General features: G+C 46.8%; 20 protein-coding genes. 5 read left to right on the plus strand and 15 right to left on the minus strand.

Features of this window, described 5'->3' with window-relative positions; translation table 11 throughout:
- Nucleotides 1–21: 21 nt before the first annotated feature.
- Together DOM22_RS14870 and DOM22_RS14875 are read right to left on the minus strand one after the other, a co-directional pair.
- Complete coding sequence (locus DOM22_RS14870; RefSeq protein WP_142701136.1) at nucleotides 22–1038, minus strand: beta-sandwich domain-containing protein; 1017 nt, start codon at nucleotides 1036–1038, stop codon at nucleotides 22–24.
- 139 nt (nucleotides 1039–1177) lie between these two features.
- Nucleotides 1178–1813: a hemolysin III family protein gene (locus DOM22_RS14875; RefSeq protein WP_142701137.1), complete on the minus strand. Its 636-nt coding sequence runs from the start codon at nucleotides 1811–1813 to the stop codon at nucleotides 1178–1180.
- 109 nt (nucleotides 1814–1922) lie between these two features.
- Between DOM22_RS14875 and DOM22_RS14880 the strand changes: the two genes are divergently transcribed.
- Nucleotides 1923–2777 carry a trypsin-like serine protease gene (locus tag DOM22_RS14880; RefSeq protein ID WP_142701138.1) on the plus strand — a complete coding sequence of 285 codons (855 nt, stop codon included), beginning with the start codon at nucleotides 1923–1925 and terminating at the stop codon, nucleotides 2775–2777.
- A gap of 46 nt (nucleotides 2778–2823) precedes the next feature.
- Nucleotides 2824–3174, plus strand: coding sequence for a VOC family protein (locus DOM22_RS14885; RefSeq protein WP_142702249.1), 351 nt, complete (start codon nucleotides 2824–2826; stop codon nucleotides 3172–3174).
- A 4-nt stretch (nucleotides 3175–3178) separates the two neighbouring features.
- Here the strand turns inward: DOM22_RS14885 and DOM22_RS14890 are convergent, their stop codons facing one another.
- The 6 genes from DOM22_RS14890 to DOM22_RS14915 all read right to left on the minus strand — a co-directional run bounded on the left by DOM22_RS14890 (nucleotide 3179) and on the right by DOM22_RS14915 (nucleotide 7148).
- Nucleotides 3179–3952: a TatD family hydrolase gene (locus DOM22_RS14890; RefSeq protein WP_142701139.1), complete on the minus strand. Its 774-nt coding sequence runs from the start codon at nucleotides 3950–3952 to the stop codon at nucleotides 3179–3181.
- Between the two features lie 9 nt (nucleotides 3953–3961).
- Entirely contained in the window at nucleotides 3962–4918 is a 957-nt protein-coding gene (locus DOM22_RS14895; protein ID WP_142701140.1) for an ATP-binding protein, read from the minus strand.
- A 13-nt stretch (nucleotides 4919–4931) separates the two neighbouring features.
- Entirely contained in the window at nucleotides 4932–5567 is a 636-nt protein-coding gene (tmk, locus tag DOM22_RS14900) for a dTMP kinase (RefSeq protein ID WP_142701141.1), read from the minus strand.
- Between the two features lie 72 nt (nucleotides 5568–5639).
- Entirely contained in the window at nucleotides 5640–6158 is a 519-nt protein-coding gene (locus DOM22_RS14905) for a hypothetical protein (protein ID WP_142701142.1), read from the minus strand.
- A gap of 12 nt (nucleotides 6159–6170) precedes the next feature.
- Nucleotides 6171–6659: a hypothetical protein gene (locus DOM22_RS14910; RefSeq protein WP_142701143.1), complete on the minus strand. Its 489-nt coding sequence runs from the start codon at nucleotides 6657–6659 to the stop codon at nucleotides 6171–6173.
- 18 nt (nucleotides 6660–6677) lie between these two features.
- Entirely contained in the window at nucleotides 6678–7148 is a 471-nt protein-coding gene (locus tag DOM22_RS14915; RefSeq protein WP_142701144.1) for a hypothetical protein, read from the minus strand.
- 137 nt (nucleotides 7149–7285) lie between these two features.
- Here DOM22_RS14915 and secG point away from each other — a divergent pair, with 137 nt between their 5' ends.
- On the plus strand, nucleotides 7286–7699 hold the full coding sequence (gene secG / locus DOM22_RS14920) for a preprotein translocase subunit SecG (protein ID WP_142701145.1): 414 nt from the start codon (nucleotides 7286–7288) through the stop codon (nucleotides 7697–7699).
- 37 nt (nucleotides 7700–7736) lie between these two features.
- Entirely contained in the window at nucleotides 7737–8543 is an 807-nt protein-coding gene (locus DOM22_RS14925) for an AgmX/PglI C-terminal domain-containing protein (RefSeq protein ID WP_142701146.1), read from the plus strand.
- Nucleotides 8544–8574: 31 nt separating this feature from the next.
- On the opposite strand, the gene DOM22_RS14930 is transcribed toward DOM22_RS14925, so the two are convergent.
- From DOM22_RS14930 to DOM22_RS14950, 5 genes are all read right to left on the minus strand, one after another.
- Complete coding sequence (locus DOM22_RS14930) at nucleotides 8575–9123, minus strand: tetratricopeptide repeat protein (RefSeq protein ID WP_168196673.1); 549 nt, start codon at nucleotides 9121–9123, stop codon at nucleotides 8575–8577.
- Between the two features lie 11 nt (nucleotides 9124–9134).
- Complete coding sequence (locus DOM22_RS14935) at nucleotides 9135–10211, minus strand: phosphatase domain-containing protein (protein ID WP_142701148.1); 1077 nt, start codon at nucleotides 10209–10211, stop codon at nucleotides 9135–9137.
- A 39-nt stretch (nucleotides 10212–10250) separates the two neighbouring features.
- The gene (locus tag DOM22_RS14940; RefSeq protein WP_142701149.1) at nucleotides 10251–11855 is read right to left on the minus strand and encodes a penicillin-insensitive murein endopeptidase; all 1605 of its coding nucleotides are present in this window, start codon (nucleotides 11853–11855) and stop codon (nucleotides 10251–10253) included.
- A 173-nt stretch (nucleotides 11856–12028) separates the two neighbouring features.
- Nucleotides 12029–14275 carry a collagen-like protein gene (locus DOM22_RS14945; protein WP_142701150.1) on the minus strand — a complete coding sequence of 749 codons (2247 nt, stop codon included), beginning with the start codon at nucleotides 14273–14275 and terminating at the stop codon, nucleotides 12029–12031.
- 158 nt (nucleotides 14276–14433) lie between these two features.
- On the minus strand, nucleotides 14434–15270 hold the full coding sequence (locus DOM22_RS14950) for an alpha/beta hydrolase (protein WP_142701151.1): 837 nt from the start codon (nucleotides 15268–15270) through the stop codon (nucleotides 14434–14436).
- A gap of 9 nt (nucleotides 15271–15279) precedes the next feature.
- On the opposite strand from DOM22_RS14950, the gene DOM22_RS14955 reads away from it, so the two are divergent.
- Nucleotides 15280–16212 (plus strand): CorA family divalent cation transporter, encoded by a 933-nt coding sequence (locus DOM22_RS14955; protein WP_142701152.1) that lies wholly within the window; start codon nucleotides 15280–15282, stop codon nucleotides 16210–16212.
- Here DOM22_RS14955 and DOM22_RS14960 read toward each other — a convergent pair.
- Together DOM22_RS14960 and DOM22_RS14965 are read right to left on the minus strand one after the other, a co-directional pair.
- On the minus strand, nucleotides 16202–16537 hold the full coding sequence (locus DOM22_RS14960; RefSeq protein ID WP_142701153.1) for an ankyrin repeat domain-containing protein: 336 nt from the start codon (nucleotides 16535–16537) through the stop codon (nucleotides 16202–16204). The genes DOM22_RS14955 and DOM22_RS14960 overlap by 11 nt on opposite strands.
- An 8-nt stretch (nucleotides 16538–16545) precedes the next feature.
- On the minus strand, nucleotides 16546–17361 hold the full coding sequence (locus tag DOM22_RS14965) for a class I SAM-dependent methyltransferase (protein ID WP_142701154.1): 816 nt from the start codon (nucleotides 17359–17361) through the stop codon (nucleotides 16546–16548).
- Nucleotide 17362: the final 1 nt, after the last annotated feature.

Below are 17362 nucleotides of genomic sequence, written 5' to 3' on the forward strand. Positions count from 1 at the left end.
GCTTTTTGGAGCCGATTGTATCTAGAAGCGCGACACGTTGATATTCGGGTATCCGTCCAACGAGTACACCGTCAAAAGCACGTCAGCATAGCCGCCCATGGATTCCAAACGAACGTCGATCGCTACGACACGGTCGCCACGGAAGAAGTTCTCTGAAACCGCGCTGTACCCCGCGTACAAAGTGCCACGGTTAAGCAGGCTGTAAAGGGACTGACGTTGACCGCTTTGCATGTATACGACTGCGTCATGAATACGAGCACCCGCCGTCAAAGTACGAACTTCCAATTGGTCGATCGCTTGAGGGTAAGAAAGACTCAAACGAACCCACTCCCCACCCGTGCGGCGAGTGATGCTGGAAACTTGCACATCTGCACGGTCATAGCGTGAAGGCGGCGCTGGGCGTGGTGGAGCTGGACGAGGCGGCATAGGACGAGGTCCTGGCCCCGGGCGAGGACCATAGTGTCCATCTTCATCGCCACGGCCTGGGCCGTAACCACCCCCATGATGACCGCCACCGCGGCCACCCCATTGAACTTCAGAAGAACGAGACTCATACCAAGAACCGTTGTCACGACGGCAAGCGATCCCTTGATTGCGCTCAGTACGACCGCGAGTTTCGATCACGCTGACGTATTCACGGCAGTATTCACCCGTGCGAGAGTTGTAACCTTCTTGAACTGAATTGAAAGATCCGCGAGCGCCTGAACGGGTGCCATTGCGAGCTCCGTCCCAATCACAGTTGTCACCGATGCGGCCTTCCAAAGAGCGACGTTGAGCTTCGTTATAAGCACGACGGTCGTTCTCTTCCATTTGTTGGCCCAATTGATTACCGATCACAGAACCAGCAATAGCACCGATGATCGTTGCTGCAGTTTTGCCATTGCCTTTACCAACATTGGAACCAGCGACACCGCCGATAACGCCACCAATGATAGTGCCGATATCGCCCTTATCTAAACCGCCCGCGTGAGCGATGTTGGAAGTTTGCGCGATTGTAGTCATCAAAACTGCGCCAAGGATCAAGTGTCTTCTTTTCATGTGGTTCCCTTTCGATAAGGATTTAAAACTTGGAAAGGTCCTATTCCAAAGTTTGTGCCAACGAATTCGGGGCCAGACTGGCTCCGAACACTGCGAAAGGAAATTTTGAAAAATTTCAGGTGGATTTAAATGGAAACCATTAGGCAACGTACATCAAAAGGCAGAGGTACTGGCACATACTCCCCGTAATAACAAACATATGCCAGATTCCATGACCGTGTTTGATCTTCTCATCGAACAAAAAGAAAACGAATCCCACGGCATAGGCCAAAAAACCAAACATGATCAACGCGAATCCCCACAGGGAAACTGCATGGTAGAGTTGACTTAAAACCGGTATCACAGTGGCACTCATCGTGACGTACAAAACATTGCGCAAAGTGGCGCTCTTTGGTCTCCTGAATACCTCAAGATAAATACCAACCAAAGCCAGGGCCCAAACCACCAGCAAGATCGAATATCCCGCCATCCCGCTGATCGCAAGAATCATATAGGGAGTGTAATTGCCCGCAATCTTGAAATAGATACCGATATAATCCAGGCGCTGAAACATGCGCTTCTGCTCGCCTTGTGCTGAATGATACAGCACCGAAATGATGTAAATCAGAACTGTGGAGAATCCGTATATCGTAAATGTAATTATGCGTGGGATGTCGTGTCGAGATACGGCCAAATACATCAGCAACATCACCCCTACGAAGGCGATAAGGGCACCGATCAAGTGACTAAAAGTATTAAATTTTTCACCGTGCTGCACAGATAAAAGACGTTCCACATTTCCAACATAAAACTCTTACCCAAAACGTTGCAAGCACTTCGCGTCGACCAGACCATTATTTTCGAATTGTGTTGCCAAGTTTTGCGAGTTGGATAAATTCCGCCCTATGAAAAACCTAACTCTACTTATCGCGCTTTCCATCGCATCGCTTGCTGCATGTCAAAATCAAGATGCTTCGATTTTACAAGCCAATCAACAAGCAGCGGTTATCAATGGCACGAAGGTTACTTCCCGCAACACCAATGCGGCAAAAAGTTTGGTTTTCATCGAAATTCTGGGACCGACGGGTTTTGCACGCACCTTTTGCTCGGCGGCTTTGATCGGCCCGCGCACTGTGCTGACCGCGTCTCACTGCTTTGACCGAAAACACGTTTCAGACTTCACAAGCTTTCGCGTGGTTTTCGCAAACCAGATTGGCGTGACCGACACGGCATTGATTCGCAAAGGTTTGTTTTACAAACAACACCCGGAATACAACTCTAACGGTCGTTATAACTATGATATCGGACTGGCTATTTTTGAAGGCACAGCACCTGCGGGCTTTGTTCCTGCCAAACTGGATTCTGATGTGAACGCAAACTATGCGGGTAACACTCTTTATGTCTATGGTTACGGACGCTCAAAAGACTACACTGGCAGAGCTGGTCAAAACCTGCGTGATTCCGTCGGTGCTTTACATCGCGGAGTTGTTAAGGTCGACAACGACTACAACAAGCTGAATGATCTCTATCTTCTGCAAACTGCTTCGCAATCCCACGTTTGCCAAGGAGATTCGGGTGGTCCCCAGTTTTACTCACGAGATGGCGTCACTAAAATCGTGGGCGTGACTTCTGCCACATACGGCAAAGTGATGCAAAATGGTCAGCATTCCTGCCTCGAGTTTTCTCAAGCAGCAAAAGTCGCGGTAAACTACACTTGGCTAAAACGCGAAGAGAAAAAAGCCTTAGAACAATATCCTTAAAAATATGTCTGTTTTATTAGCCAAAATTCCGTGCTTTAATTTTGGCATGAAAGTAAAACGCATCGTCGCAAATTTCGAAGTTAAAAAGCCTTCTGCCGCCAAAAGATTCTACCAAGATATTTTAGGTCTGGATTTGATGATGGACCATGGCTGGATTCAAACTTACGGAAACTCCTCGAAGATGTCCGTACAAATCAGCTTTGCCAGCCAAGGCGGCTCAGGAACTGACGTTCCAGACCTTTCCATTGAAGTGGACGATGTGGATGAAGCCTTTAAACGCATGAAAAAAGCGCGTTTTAAAATTGTCTATCCATTAACAGATGAACCCTGGGGAGTGCGCCGATTCTTTGTTCGCGATCCAATCGGAAGAACCGTGAACATTCTCATGCACTGCTAACGCTTTACCACTGAATTTTCGGGAACATTTTTAAAGCATTGGCCTTGGTTTGCTCGGCCAATTGCTCGACCGGAATACCTTTTAGATCAGCCACGAATTTTGCCGTGTGAACGACGTAAGCAGCCGTGTTTTTTCTGCCACGCATGGGAATGGGTGCCAAGAACGGAGCATCTGTTTCAACGTGAATGCGGTCCAGTGGCAAGCCACGAACCGTGTTACGCAAATCATCGGCATTTTTGAACGTCACCACACCACTGATAGAAATATTAAAGCCTAATTTCAAAGCCTCATCAGCCAACCACGAAGTGCCAGTAAAGCAGTGAATGATTCCTGTCACTTCGCCGTTGAATTCTTTCAGAATATTGATGGTGTCTTCTTCGGCATCGCGTGTGTGAATCTCGACGGGCAAGCCTGTGGCTTTGGCGATTTTCAATTGCTCACGGAAAGCATGCTGCTGTTCATCGCGCGGAGATTGATCGTAATAATAATCCAGACCGATTTCACCGATCGCCACAACCGCAGGATCCTTGGCATTTTCTAAAATGAATTTGCCGACCTCATCAGTATAAGTTTTGCCGTCGTGGGGATGAATTCCCAAGGTGCAATACACATCCGGCGCATATTTGTGAGCCAGGTCCAAAACCAATGGCAGATCGTTCAGCTCGGTTCCAATTGTGATGATTTTACGAACGCCGGCAGCCTTAGCATTTTGAATAGCCGCTTCGACGCCCTCTTCGAGCATATTCAGGTGGCAGTGAACATCAATCCATTCAGTCATGGGTTTATTCTACACCAAATCCTGGCTGGTGATGAAGTATTCTTCCATCACGAGCTGAGAATCTCTGTTAGCACCCAAAGCTTGTTCCGCCTGAAGGCCTTTTTGGATCAATTTAAGGAGTCTTTCTCGAGTCTGTTCGGCCAAGGTCTTAATCAAAGGGGCCTGATCCAGATTGGTGATCTGAGCTTTAGCACCCTCTTGCAAAACGATGGCATCCCTAAAGAATGAAACCCAGTACGACAACAGGCGAATGCCTTGCTGACGATCTTTGAATTCCGCACGCCACATTTCGTTCAACAGGAAGTTCGGGTCTTGCATGAACACGTTTAAAATCTCGACGGATTTTTCACGAAGTTCCAACTCCGGCCCGTCTTGCAATTGCGCGAGCTTTTCAAAGCTGCCACCTGCAGAACGTAACGCCCACGTCGGCGCTTTCACGCGTTTACCCAGCTCTTCCATCGTCAGTGGTTTAAATTGCACGATGCGCGAGCGAGAGCGAATCGTCGGCATAATACCCGCAACACTGGGAGCAATCAGGAAAAAGAAAGTTCCATCTGGCGGCTCTTCCAAAGTTTTTAGCAAAGCATTGGCCGTTTGCGGATTCAGCAACTGGGCCTGATCGATAATGATCACGCGATTGCCGCCCAAACTTTTCAAAGATAAGAATTCTAAAATTTCTTTAGCTTGTTCGATTTTAATGTTGGCGCCCGAAGGAGAAATAATACGAAGTCCCTCGTGAGCATGATCTTTCTGCGCCACACGGAAACAAGATGGACAACGACCACAGCCCCGGGGGCTTTGTGGGCACATCAAAGCTTGCGCCAAACCAATTGCTGTCAGTTTTTTGCCAATACCAGAAGGACCCACGAATAAAAAGGTCTGGCCCGGCTTCCCTGCTTCGAAGGAATCCACCATCTTTTTAATCACATCCTGGTGTCCTAAGACAAAATCCAGCAGTCTTGCCACTTACGCTTGTTCCTTACGTTAAAATCTTTTTCTCAGTCAGTGCTTTCAGCAATTGCTCAAACAACACCGCTGGAGTTTCTTTCGCATCTAACACCAACCAGGAAGCCTTATCTGCACGGGCCTGCGCCAAAAAGCTTTGACGAACTTTTTCATGGAATGTGTCGGCTTCTGATTCGATACGGTCTTCCGATTCACCGTTTTGCTCGCCACGTCCTTGACGACGTTTGCGCGACTCCTCCACTGGCAGATCCAATAGAATTGTCAGATGAGCTTTCAAACCACCCGTTGCAAAATTATTCAACATCACCACTTCGTTTTCAGAAATTTCGCGACCACCGCTTTGGAAAGCGACAGAGCTTGCAGAAAAACGATCACACAAAACCCACGACCCTTTTTGCAGTTGCGGACGAATCACTTGATCCACATGTTGGGAGCGGCTGGCTTCATACAAAAGCAATTCCGTGCGTGCGGTTGGTGCAGGACCTTCTTTACGCAAAATCATGTGACGGATTTCATCTCCCAAAGGAGTGCCGCCCGGTTCACGAGTCATGTAAGTGGGAATTCCACGCTTTTGCAGCTCTGCTTCCAGAGCCTTCATCAGTGAGCTTTTGCCGGAGCCATCAAGGCCCTCAAATACCAGAAAAGACATGCCTAGTTTTGTCAGATATTCGCGCAGCCGGGTCAACAAAAGGACTTACAACAAGGGGCGGCAATCAGCCTTTTAGCGAAGGCTGTCCCAAAAACTACGCATATTGGTTTGCTGCTCTGCCGTGGATTTTTGCGAGAGCTTAAAAACCACCGCATAAGGCTTGGCCTTCACGAATCCCACCAGCACCCGGCGCTCCGGAATGATCGCCTGTTGATAAGGGTCCATCATCGCCGCCTCGCAAGTTTTGCCGGTGTGAGATGTCCAGATTTTGATATCTTGAGCCTTCAAAGTGATCTCATCCAAAGGGCCGAACATTTCACTTAAAGCTTTTTTGCAAAGCTTTTCATCCATGTTTAATTCTTTGATTGTCGCCAAATCATAAAGCTCCGCCTGGCGCATATTTTTGTCAGTTTGAGCAGTGCGAGTAAAGTAACCTAGAAAAGATTCCGCATTCGCGAAACCCAACATTTTTTGATCTTTCTTACTGGCAAAGATAACGTCTTCTTTAGAGCTGAGGGGTGCGGGAGTCGTCGCTGCCAATGCAAAGTTTGAAAACAAAAGTCCTGCAAAAATAAGATTCATTTTATTCATACCTGCCCCCACTTATTTCACGCCGCCAGAACCTGATGAACCACCAAGATCTTTGCTGACTTTATTGCTGATAGAACGAAATTGGGCTTCCGTGGATTTTTTAAAAGTGATGCTGTTGATTTTCACGCTGCCCGAATCAATCAGCGAAATTGTCGGAGGAGGTTCGTTGCGTTTGCTGGCTCCCGCTTCCAATTTCATGGTGACTTTATCACCGATGATACAGACTTCTTTGATGTAAACGACCTGCTGATAATCGTCGCCGCTGCCGATGGCATTGACGTTCGCTTCCAGTTGCAATTTGTTGCCAGCAGGCGCAATTTTCAATCCGGCTGTCACAGCGAAACTGTCGACAGTGAACATCACCGGCAACTTTTGCATCATCGCGGGCATCTGAGTTTTGCGCTGCTCGAAATCAGCCATGTTATTCACGCAGACATTTGCCGCTTTACTTTGAAAAGCGACCAGCGTCGCTGTCACAAACAAGACTGAAGAGAATCGCATTCACTCACCCCTTTTTGTTTATTTTAGAACGATCCAATCGCCCTTCGCATCTTTTTTTAAATTTAGGGTCACGAACGGGTATTTCATCGGGTCGCCAGGGAGACCTGTTTCCTTGGCAATCAATTGCACGGCATTGGAAAAATTAAACTGGCCAGTGACTGATGACTTCACCGTGCTTGCAACCCTTAAGAGTTTTTTTCGAACATCTGGTGCATAAGAAGTAATGAAAACCGTCGTCACACCTGAACTTTCACCGTTCATACGGACCTCCTCGGCCGAGAATTCCGCAAACTTAACCATGTAACTAACGTAGGCATTCTTGAAGCTATCGGATTGGGTGAGGTAACCCCGGGCTTCTTCCTCGACCGTGGTTGCGAACTGGGCCTTCGCGGCTTCTTCGGCTGCGTTTTTGAAGGCCTTTTCGTTGGAAGTACAAGAAACCAGAAAAGCCAAAGACAGGACACTCAGGGTCTGAAGAATTGTTTTCATATCATTCAGTATGAATGGGCTGGGTTTAAAGACAACCACGGATGACTGTTTGCGTTATTTAACCCCAAAACAGGCAGTTTTGGTGGACGAAGCCCAGCCTTTATCCCTATATTGTGGGACTTTGGGAGATACTTGAAATGACTACTTTTGTTGGAATTATCCATATCATCGTTGCCCTAGTTTTGATCGTTCTTGTTTTGATCCAAGATTCAAAAAGCAACGGCGCATTGGGCATGGGCGGCAGCTCTGGTTCAAACAGCCTTTTGGGCGCAACAGGCGCTCAAACTTTGGCTGGTAAAATGACTGTTTGGGCAGCTGTGATTTTCGCAGTAACTTGTCTGGCTTTGTCAGTATTCACTTCTTCTGCAACTAAATCTGTTGTTGATACTTTGCCTGCAGCAGCGGCGCCGGTACAAACAGCAGCTCCAACTGCGGCATCAACTCCGGTTCCAGGTTCTGAAGCTAACAAGCCTCAAGATCTTACAGCTCCGGCAGCTTCTGCACCTGCAGCAAGCCCAGCGGCTCCAGCAGCTGCAGCTCCTGCAAAATAAAGTTACTTAGTTCATAGTTCTTCGCTATAGTTTTCCTATGGCGAAGAAGAACAACTGGTTGATTCCCTCTCTTATTGGACTTGGTGTATTGAGTGTAGCTCTTTCTCTTGTCGTCTCCTCTCTCACTGAAAAACAAAAAGTTGCCACTCGCCCACTTGCGCGCGTTGATTTAAGTCTGGGCAAAGCCTTTATCCTTCGTAAAAACATGACTCAAAAAGAAGCCCTGACTCGTTCAGCGTCTTTATATCCTTTGGATTCTGTGGAAACAGGTCCCGATGGTGATGCGACGATGACTTTTGATTCGGCTTACCGCATTCGCATTCAGGAAAACTCACTGGTAACGCTTGATGAAGAGTACGACCGTCAAGTGATTCTGATTAAACGTGGTGATGTGCAAGTTGAGGCCTATGGTCGCGATGGGTCTGTGATGATCTCTCGTGATGGTGTTCGCTGGACCGCAACTGATTACGAAACAAATTATCGTAAGCAAGCAAACTCCCCGAACCTTCCCGACATGGCTCCTTCGACTGAAGGTTACACTGGCAAGAAAGCCGGTGGCGAAGGCTTAACGTCCGAGTTCATTCAAGAAACTTTGCGCACACACAGAAACTCATTCTTTAAATGCTACACACAGTTATTGCAAAGAACGCCAGGCGTCTCAGGCCAAGCCTCTGTGGGCTTTACAATTGAGCGTACTGGCAAAGTCAGCAATCCCACTGTGACATCGTCGACCATCAGCGATGTGCCTTTTAAAAAGTGCCTGACGGAAGCAATCCGCCGCGTGGAGTTTAAATCCTTTGCCGGCGATCCGATCTCGACAGTTTTTCCTCTGAAATTTGAATAACCGAGCTTCGCTGGCGCTGCAGAGAAAAGCGCTAGTTTTGCAGGAGTGATTTGGTTCTAGCGATAGCTTGCGCTGTTGACTTGATTTGGTCTTCGGGAGCTTCCTGCTTAAGCCTTAACTCCATGGCCTCTTCAAACAGTGCCAAGGCCTCCGTGAATCTATTTTGATCGAACAGGTTTTTACCAGCATGTTGAAGAGCGAAATGCAGGAGCCCATTCGCTTTGTCGTTCACTCTGCAAACCTCGATAACTTCCTTAAAAAGCTTGTCACTGTACTTGAATTGCTTTTTATATTGCAGCACATGGGCTAAACGGATTTTCTGCTGAACTTCTTTGCGAAGCCCCAATTGTTCTTCTTCCACGATGCGCAGGGCTTCGCGCAGAACCTGCTCGGCTTCGCTCAAGTCACCCAAACATCTTAAGTGCACGCCGGCTTCGCCTAAAATGCTGACACGCTTGGCGTGACTGGAGGCCGTCGCCAATGATCCCAACAAGTCGATCACGTACTTACGTAAGCCAATCGGATCAACAGGAACAGATCTAAGATTTTCATCTTCTTTGACTTCAAGTCGCTTATCCATGCTGAACATTCCTAACGATAGTCGTGAAGGTAATCGATGCGGTCTGGGATCCAAGGCTCGTGAATGCCTTCCATTTCGTACACTCGTCCTTCGACAACAGTTTTCTCTTTTAAGGGAGCCACGGTTGGCGAGTACGAAGGATACAACAAACCCTTTTCGATAAAAAAGGCACGAGCGGACTCATAGGTCGTTTGCCCGATGATTCCGCGACGAATAAATTCATCAAAGCTTTTCATCAGTTCTTCGGGAGTATAGCTGTAATTATAGATCATGTCTTGAACGACGGCATAGACGCCTTCCAAGTTGATGCGGCTATCCTGGTATAAATCCAGGGCCACCTGAAAAGTGTTATAGGTCGCCATTGTTCTGCGCCCGAATTTTAAATAGTAATCAGGATCGGTATCGGTCGCGAGATTGATATAGATTTTCTCCACGGGATCGTTTTCAGGAATCTGCGCTTGCAGCTCCAGAATCGTATCAACCTGCTCTCCGGTCACATTTAACTTTTCCAGGGTCATGCGAATATCATGCGGCCCCAAACGACGCGAACAAATATCAGAATACAGATTGTAAATGATCGCATCGGTTTCACTGTCATCGCCCCAACAGATTTGGCGAACATTTTCAGCCAGACGAGTTCTTAATTGCATCAGGGCTTGCAGCTTATAACCCACTTGTTTCGTCAGTCGCCAAAAGCGACCGGGACGAAGATTTGCCAGATTGTCTTTATAAAAACAACCAAAGGGACGGATATTATCCAGAGCGAACTTTTCCGAAATTCTTTCTTCCATCTGCGGCGGCGAAGCCGTGATAAAGTAAATCGGAAAATACATATAGCCCTTTTGAGCTTTACGATATTCACTTAGCGATTGCAGCAAGGTGTTGGTCCCAGGCACGTTCTTTTTATTCAAAGCACGTTCAAGAACTGTGGTTAGCAGACCCGATAAGGAATCGATCGTCGTATCAAGATAGGTTTTATCGATATCCCACAAGAAAACTTCGTCGTGAGACTTCTCCATGCCTTCAGAGACATATCGAAAAAACACCACGTCGCCATTCATCTCGCTCAGTTCACGCCAATCTGCCATGCTGACATTTTGTCAGAGGATGGCAGATCTTGGCAAGTCTTAGCAGCCCGTTCCTGGCTTTGGATCTGCCATTTGGCGACAGCGAACCTGGCTTTTAGAGCACTTAATACGCATGTGGAAATGATTGTAGTGATTTACTTCAGGCACCAGACGACGCAAAGTCTCTTTTGCCAAATCCGTGCTCATCTCTCCCTGACTTTGAGCATAGGAGCACAAAGACTTTTTCAATGTGGGATGGATAAAGATACGATCCACGAATTTAGAACTCACAGAGTACTTAAATAGTTTCCACTGCTGAGCCATCATCCAATCACCGATCGGTTGATTACCCTTTAAGGCAGAAGAAAAGCCCGTCAGCGTTTTATCAGCTTTAAAGTAATAAGCGATATCCGCATCCAATCCATTCGTATGGGATTTGTGACTACCAAGCGACCCACCTTTTTGTCTGGAAATATCACCCAGGCGCAGAAAGTGAGCAGGAGCCACGGCTTTCGTGTATTTACCAAGCTTCGCAATCAAGTAAGCCATTTCAATCGTACCAAAGTGTGTGGCACGTTCTGGTCTTAAAACTTTGAAGTTCGTTTCAGGATATGCCTTTTGGTAACCCAAGATGTCCGTCGCTTTGTCCAAACGACCTGAATTTACAGGACCGATCGCTTGATCCAGCTTGGCCAACAAATCAAATTTGGGCGGAGCCGGAACGACGACAGGAGTTTCCTTTTTGTCGTCGTCCTTATCGTCATTTTTGTCTTTGTCGTCAGCCTTTGGAGTTTCCTTCTTAGGCTCATCTTTTTTCGGTTCGTCTTTTTTAGGTGGTTGATCCTTTTTAGGTGGAACACCCGGCTTACTTGGAGCATCCTTTTTCGGAGGAGTCTCCTGTTTCGGTGTTTCCTTTTTAGGATCGTCTTTCTTAGGCTCGTCTTTTTTCGGAGTATCCACTTTAGGCGCAGCCGGTGTTTTTGGTTTCGGTTTTACCACCAAAACTTTCTCGATGTCGTTTTCAACGTCACCCACGTATGAACCCATGCCTTCTTCAACATCAAGCTCCTCGTGCTCTTCTTCTTCATGATCTTCATCCGCAAAAGTATCATCTTGTTTCTGATTTGTAGAACCGCCACCTGGAGCTGGCTCCACCGCTTCATCAGCGTCTTTTGGTTCTTCCGGCATAGACATAGTGTCTTCTACGGACTCCACCTGATGGTGATAGATACGGTCTTCGTAAGAGATATAGATATCCACGAAATTACTGGAGCAATCGCCTTCAACGCCCAAGCAGGTCGCTTTGGCAGCGATTTCCAGATCGGCCACGCCGACTGAACCCACTGGTTTCATAATAGCGAAGCCTTGGGAGTCCGTCGTACCTTGCAACTGAACGTTTAAAGGAACGGTTCTTTTAGAGTCTAAAGTTTTAAGTTGAAGCTGACCTGTCAAAGTCACTTTTTGCGTGCCCTTATCAAAGGCCACATCCATACCCTGAAGTTGCGTAGCACCCTCGATGACTTCGTAGGCTCCCGCCTGGCGAACCTGCGGCTCGGCTGGGGTCGGTGCTGTATCACGCACGGCCACCGGCATGTTATTCCCGCGAGGCGAACACCCTGAAACGATCAAACCTATAATGAGTAGTGACGATAGTAGTCTTCCCATAGCTATGCCCTTGGTTGCACGAACTATGCTCCGGGAAATACGGCTATATTCGATTATAGGGGGTATGGGGGTGTTTAGGAGTTAGACAGGGGCCCAAATTCGCGGAACCACAAACAAAAAGACCGATCCTAAGGATCGGTCTTTTTGAGGCTATCTGAATGATAGACAGAACATTAGAACGTCGTCACTGTTTGGCAACCCAAAGCTGTGATTCTTTTCTTAACAAGAGCAGCCCAGTTGTTTGTATGAACGCTTAGCAATTCAGATTTCATACGGCCCAACTCAGAAAGGTTGTTACCAACGCCACGGGCAGCTTGGCCACCACGGCACATTTGAACAATCGTTTGATCTTCAGAACGGTTGTCATAGATGTAGTTATCGATCATCAAGCAGAATGATTCGATAGCTGCCAAGTGATCAATCGCAGAAACCCAACGGTTCCAAACGTCTTGAGTTTCGCGGCAAGCATCAGCATATGCACGAGAGTCTTTAACTAGGTTCGCAGGAACCAAAGTCTCTAGGTTGTTCGCTGCATTACGGTCACGAAGAAGAGCGGCTTGCATTTTAGCTGCAACTTTATCGTCAACACGGTTTGTGTAACCACCGTTGTATGGAGCTTGAACAGCTTTACCAGATTCAGTTAGGCGGAACGCACGGTCTTGAAGTGATCTAAGACCTTCGTTGAATTGCTTAACAGAAGCTCTGTGCAGGCCTGTTGTGTATTTGAACCAAGACATAACTGGAGAACTGATACCCAAAGAACGAGTCTCGAACAAACCAGTTCTCAAACGAGCCATTTCAGAATCGATTTCAGATTGAGAGAAGCTGTTTGCGTATTTGCGCAAGTTATCCAAAGAGTTTGTGATACGAGCTGCTTGAGCTTGTTTTTCAGCCAAAGTCGCAAGACGAGCTTGGATTTGGTTGTACTCAGGAGAACGTCTCAATTGTTTATCCAAATCAGCTTGAGCTTGCTTCATGATATCTTTAGAAGCCACTGCAGATTTGTCCATTGCTTCAAGCAAGTACTTCGTCGTCATCGCGCATTGAGCAGCGTTGTTACGAGCCGTTACTGATTGAAGATTTTGAACATAGATTTTGCCAGCAGATTTCAAAGTGTTCGTGATTGGCGTCGCGCTGTAACCAGTCGTTGCCAAAGAGTAGTTCACAGAACCCAAAAGCTTAGCAACGTATGAGTTAGAATCAGTTGCAACTGCCGCTAGGTTGATACCCAACTCACAGATCATTGCGTCTGCAGTTGTGCTCTTAACGAAAGTTTTATCCAATTCAGATTGAGCAGAAGCAGCAGCTAGAGTCGTGTTCAACTCCAAAGCAGCCTGGCTCAATTCGTTTTTACGAACCATCAAGGCATTAGTGTCTCTAGAAACACCAGAGTATTTCACAGAGTAGTTACGAGCTACCAACATCTCTTTAGAGATCTTAGCAACTTGCTCGTCGCGACCTTTAGTCAAGAAACGGTATTTTTGCTCAAGACGGATGTATTGGCATGTGTTCTCAAGAACCGCACGGCGAACCAATGGATCTTGGATCTTAGTGGAGTTTTCATTCACGATTTTTTCCATAGAACCGATAGCGCTTGTCAAAACTTGACCACCCACGATGAATGGGATCGCTGCCGTACCACCCGTCATTGATGCTGCCATCAATGCATAGGGAGTCAAACCGTTGATCATGTCGTTGATTGCCAACGCCACTTGACCACCGTTCATTTGTTGACGGCAGTTTTTGTTCATTAGGTCTGTGTTAGAGAAAGAAGCTGCCAAAGAGGAAGCTGCGCGGATAGCGATATCCACGTTAGCTGTGATCTCTGGAACTTTTTCTTTAGGGATTTCTTCTTCAGCATGCAAGAAAGGTTGAAGCTTTTCGATAGCGTCAGTGATTTTCTTGTTATTGTCGATAACCGCTTGTTGATTGATTTGGTTGCCAGCGCAAGAAGGAGAACTTACCGCTTGGTTCAACGCATTTACCGCTGACAAGATGTCAGAGTAAGTTTTGTCTTCAGAGTTCGTGAACAGGTTACATTTGAAATCTTCAGCAACACCAACAGAGTCTTTAACGATCACTGGAAGGCCGTTGCCGCCAGTACCGTTAGCTGTGCCTGGCAAACCTGGAACTGTGCCCGGTTGACCTGGTTGTCCTGGAGTGCCTGGAACTGTTGGAAGGCCAGTGCCAGGAGTACCTGGAACTGGATTAATTTGGATTGGACCTGGAACGATGCCGCCTGGTTGACCAGGGTTCGCGCCAATACGTGGCTGAGTTGGGAATAGATCATCTACAGAAGAAGTTGTCGTTGTATTGATATCGATCGGAAAGAAACCTGAGTCGATACGTGCTGGTGCTGCGAAAGCCACCTTACACTGAACAGCAGTGATAACTGCCAAGCCTATTCTACCCCACTTCATAGGAACTCCTTTTTGTATTTGTCGTAACCCTAAAATGAACCTAGTACTGCCCCGTCGTGTACCATTTGGCGGCCATTTAAGGCACCGAATTGGTTCTAGGGGTTACGAATTTGTAGGCTTTTTAGTAAGGATGGTAAAAAGAATCAAACCTTAATTTACTATTGCAAATAATTGAGGAACTTTTGACGGAGTTCACGATTGTTAACCTCAAAAAGATCACCATGATGTCCATTGCGGACAATCCACAATTCCTTTGGATCACGCGCCGCTTCGTACATTTCGCGGGAGCTTTCAACTTCGATCACCGGGTCGTTTTCGCCGTGGATTATCAACAGCGGAATGGGTGGAAAGCGGTCGATCGGCTCAGGAGATTGAGCATCACTCAACAGCACATAACTTAGCGGCTGAAACAGCCAAGTCCAATAGGATCGACTTAAAACCCTTTTTCCCATCTTCTGATAGGAAGAAAAGCTACCATCGACCACGATGTTACGGATCGCATGCTGGTCTTTGATTTTCATCGCTGTCTGCATGGCGACGATGCCACCCAAGCTTTGCCCATAAAAAATCAACGGGCGAGTTTCTCGGTTGGCTTTCAACCAAGCAGCCGCAGCGACTCCCGCCTCCACCGTACTTTCTGGAGTTGCAGTGCCCGAACTTTCACCATAACCCGGGTAATCAAAAATGAAGTAATTATACCCCTCGTTAGGCAGCCAATAGAACATCATGAAGTGAGAGCTTAGATTTTCAGCATTTCCATGAAAGAACAGGATCGTGCCTTTGCTTTCTTTTTGTCGACTTGCAAAGTACCAACCGTGAATGTCATCTCCAGAGGCTGTTTTGAAATGCACATCTTCATACTGCAAATTCAATCGAGCTGGATCGTAGTATCTGCCTTGAGTTGGATAATAAAAAAAAGACTGGCATCCGCACAGGCCCAATGCCAACGCAGCGAGGCTTAGAATTTTAAAGCGCAGTCCTCTAGTTTTCGTCATACTTAAATCATGAAACGCTTTGAACATGCCTGGCAAGATTATAAGTGGATCGACATCGAGGACCCTAAAAAGGAAGACTTCGTAAACCTCGCAGAGGAATTGGAAATTCCCATGCAAGCGATTGCCACCTGCATGGATCCCGAACACTTGCCACGAGTGGAATATCTTGATCATTGCACAATGATTATTTTGCGCCACTTCGATAATCGCGCACGACCTGGTGCGGGAACTATTCAAGAGCTTTCAACGAAATTGGTTTTCTTTGTCGGGAAAAAATATGTACTGACTTTGCACCGTACTCCCCTGCCATGCATCGAAGAGAAAAAAGATAAAGTTCCCTTCGAGCAAATCACCATGTCTCAATTAATCAGTCGTCTTTTCGTGAAAGCCTTTCAAAGTTTTGAAGCCCCCCTGGATGAGCTGGTCGCGAAAATGGATGCGATTGAAGGCCGTATCTATGCCCTTCGTCGTAAAAGCATTTTGCGTGAAGGCTATCACGTGAAAAGACGCGCTTCCGGATTTAAAAAGATTTTTAAATTTACCGAAACTGTGATCAACAGCCTGCAACAACACTCGCGCATTCATTCGCTGAACTATGATGTGGTTCGTGACCCCTTGGGACGTCTGATTTTTGATAGCGATAACGTCGTCGAAGAAATTACCGGTCTTTTGAATTTGCATCTGGCCTTGATGTCACAAAAAACCAATGAGGCTTCCTTTAAAACTAATGAAATCATGCGCATTTTGACTGTCGTTTCGATTTTCTTCCTGCCTTTGAATTTCCTGGCGGGAGTTTATGGAATGAATTTCAAACATATGCCGGAACTGGATCACTATTACGGCTATTACACGGTCTTAGGCGCGATGGTTACTATCGCGATCGGAATTTTAGCTTGGGTATGGCGCAAGGGCTGGCTTAGCAAAGACGACTTTAAACCTTAATGATCAAACACAATCTTTGCCACAGCGATTTCTTCGGAATCATTTTCGTGATGATTTCAATCAGCTCTTGGCGTTTAAACATTTTCGCTGCCTGCAACGGCGTCAGATTATCAAACTCTGAAATCAAAGTTGGATCTGCGCCGTTTTCCAAGAGATACAAACTAATATCCAGGTGTCCGCCGATAATACTCGCAACTAATGCTGTCGACATGATTTCAGGGTGCTGATAATTCGGGCTCACTCCATTCTTAATGTGGTATTGAACCAAATCCAGATTCCCTGAAACCGCCGCACCGTACATTTCTTTCCAGTCACCCGCAGACATTCCGCCGCCTATGTTCGCGCGTGAGCTTGAACAAAGCTATAATAGAAAACAGCATTTGGGTCATTGGCGACCGTTGCCATTTCTTCTTTCATACCTTCGACGACTTCTTTGGAAACGCAGTGAGCTTTCACCAGTTGATCACTGGCACTCAGTAACAACTCTGTCCAATACTCGACACAGTCTTTGCGCGCTTGTGGCTGGCGATTGTCCAGGAACCAAGTTTTCACTTCGGTTTGCACATCATGAAATCCCAGCTGCATTAAGAAATTTCCAAGCTTTGCACCAACGAACGGATCACCATGTTGTTTCAGCTGATATTCATTGAAGGCCATCCAATACTTCCAAACATTCGGGGAATAGGGATCCAGAAAAAAGGAAGCATTCATAACTTCGGTAATATAAACCGGAGAGCCCGGACGAAGCACGCGTCGTACTTCTGACAATGTGCGAATTGGATCCGGCACGTGTTCCAAAATCCAGCAAAGAAAAGCACCATCGAAAGAGTTCGCACCAAAAGACATCTTGGTAGCATCCATCTCTTTCATCTCAAAACGCCCCGCCAAACCTGGCAAAGCTGCGAGTCGATGACGTGCAGAGCTTAGTTGATTGGTGCTCAGATCAATTCCCGTCAAATGCAGATCAGGAAAACGCCGAAGAATGATTTCACTTTGCGCACCAACTCCACAACCGACTTCCAAAAGATGACTGACGCTGGATAAATTTACATTTTGATAGACAGTGTGTTCACCGAAGCGAGCTTGTTTGCGCAATCGCTCTTGTTCGTCTTTGCTGAACCCATGAAGATAAGGAAAATCGCCAGCCATG

Source organism: Bdellovibrio sp. ZAP7, from assembly GCF_006874645.1.
Lineage (GTDB): Bacteria > Bdellovibrionota > Bdellovibrionia > Bdellovibrionales > Bdellovibrionaceae > Bdellovibrio.

Excerpts from the sequence above, each read along its gene's own strand:
- DOM22_RS14955 (WP_142701152.1), top strand. The coding sequence starts at position 15,280 with ATGAAACGCTTTGAACATGCCTGGCAAGATTATAAGTGGATCGACATC.
- DOM22_RS14925 (WP_142701146.1), top strand. The coding sequence starts at position 7,737 with ATGGCGAAGAAGAACAACTGGTTGATTCCCTCTCTTATTGGACTTGGT.
- DOM22_RS14870 (WP_142701136.1), bottom strand. The coding sequence starts at position 1,038 with ATGAAAAGAAGACACTTGATCCTTGGCGCAGTTTTGATGACTACAATC.
- DOM22_RS14905 (WP_142701142.1), bottom strand. The coding sequence starts at position 6,158 with ATGAATAAAATGAATCTTATTTTTGCAGGACTTTTGTTTTCAAACTTT.
- DOM22_RS14930 (WP_168196673.1), bottom strand. The coding sequence starts at position 9,123 with ATGGATAAGCGACTTGAAGTCAAAGAAGATGAAAATCTTAGATCTGTT.
- DOM22_RS14910 (WP_142701143.1), bottom strand. The coding sequence starts at position 6,659 with ATGCGATTCTCTTCAGTCTTGTTTGTGACAGCGACGCTGGTCGCTTTT.
- tmk (WP_142701141.1), bottom strand. The coding sequence starts at position 5,567 with ATGTCTTTTCTGGTATTTGAGGGCCTTGATGGCTCCGGCAAAAGCTCA.
- DOM22_RS14935 (WP_142701148.1), bottom strand. The coding sequence starts at position 10,211 with ATGGCAGATTGGCGTGAACTGAGCGAGATGAATGGCGACGTGGTGTTT.
- DOM22_RS14885 (WP_142702249.1), top strand. The coding sequence starts at position 2,824 with ATGAAAGTAAAACGCATCGTCGCAAATTTCGAAGTTAAAAAGCCTTCT.
- DOM22_RS14915 (WP_142701144.1), bottom strand. The coding sequence starts at position 7,148 with ATGAAAACAATTCTTCAGACCCTGAGTGTCCTGTCTTTGGCTTTTCTG.
- DOM22_RS14965 (WP_142701154.1), bottom strand. The coding sequence starts at position 17,361 with ATGGCTGGCGATTTTCCTTATCTTCATGGGTTCAGCAAAGACGAACAA.
- DOM22_RS14880 (WP_142701138.1), top strand. The coding sequence starts at position 1,923 with ATGAAAAACCTAACTCTACTTATCGCGCTTTCCATCGCATCGCTTGCT.
- DOM22_RS14940 (WP_142701149.1), bottom strand. The coding sequence starts at position 11,855 with ATGGGAAGACTACTATCGTCACTACTCATTATAGGTTTGATCGTTTCA.
- DOM22_RS14960 (WP_142701153.1), bottom strand. The coding sequence starts at position 16,537 with ATGTCTGCGGGTGACTGGAAAGAAATGTACGGTGCGGCGGTTTCAGGG.
- DOM22_RS14945 (WP_142701150.1), bottom strand. The coding sequence starts at position 14,275 with ATGAAGTGGGGTAGAATAGGCTTGGCAGTTATCACTGCTGTTCAGTGT.
- DOM22_RS14950 (WP_142701151.1), bottom strand. The coding sequence starts at position 15,270 with ATGACGAAAACTAGAGGACTGCGCTTTAAAATTCTAAGCCTCGCTGCG.
- secG (WP_142701145.1), top strand. The coding sequence starts at position 7,286 with ATGACTACTTTTGTTGGAATTATCCATATCATCGTTGCCCTAGTTTTG.
- DOM22_RS14890 (WP_142701139.1), bottom strand. The coding sequence starts at position 3,952 with ATGACTGAATGGATTGATGTTCACTGCCACCTGAATATGCTCGAAGAG.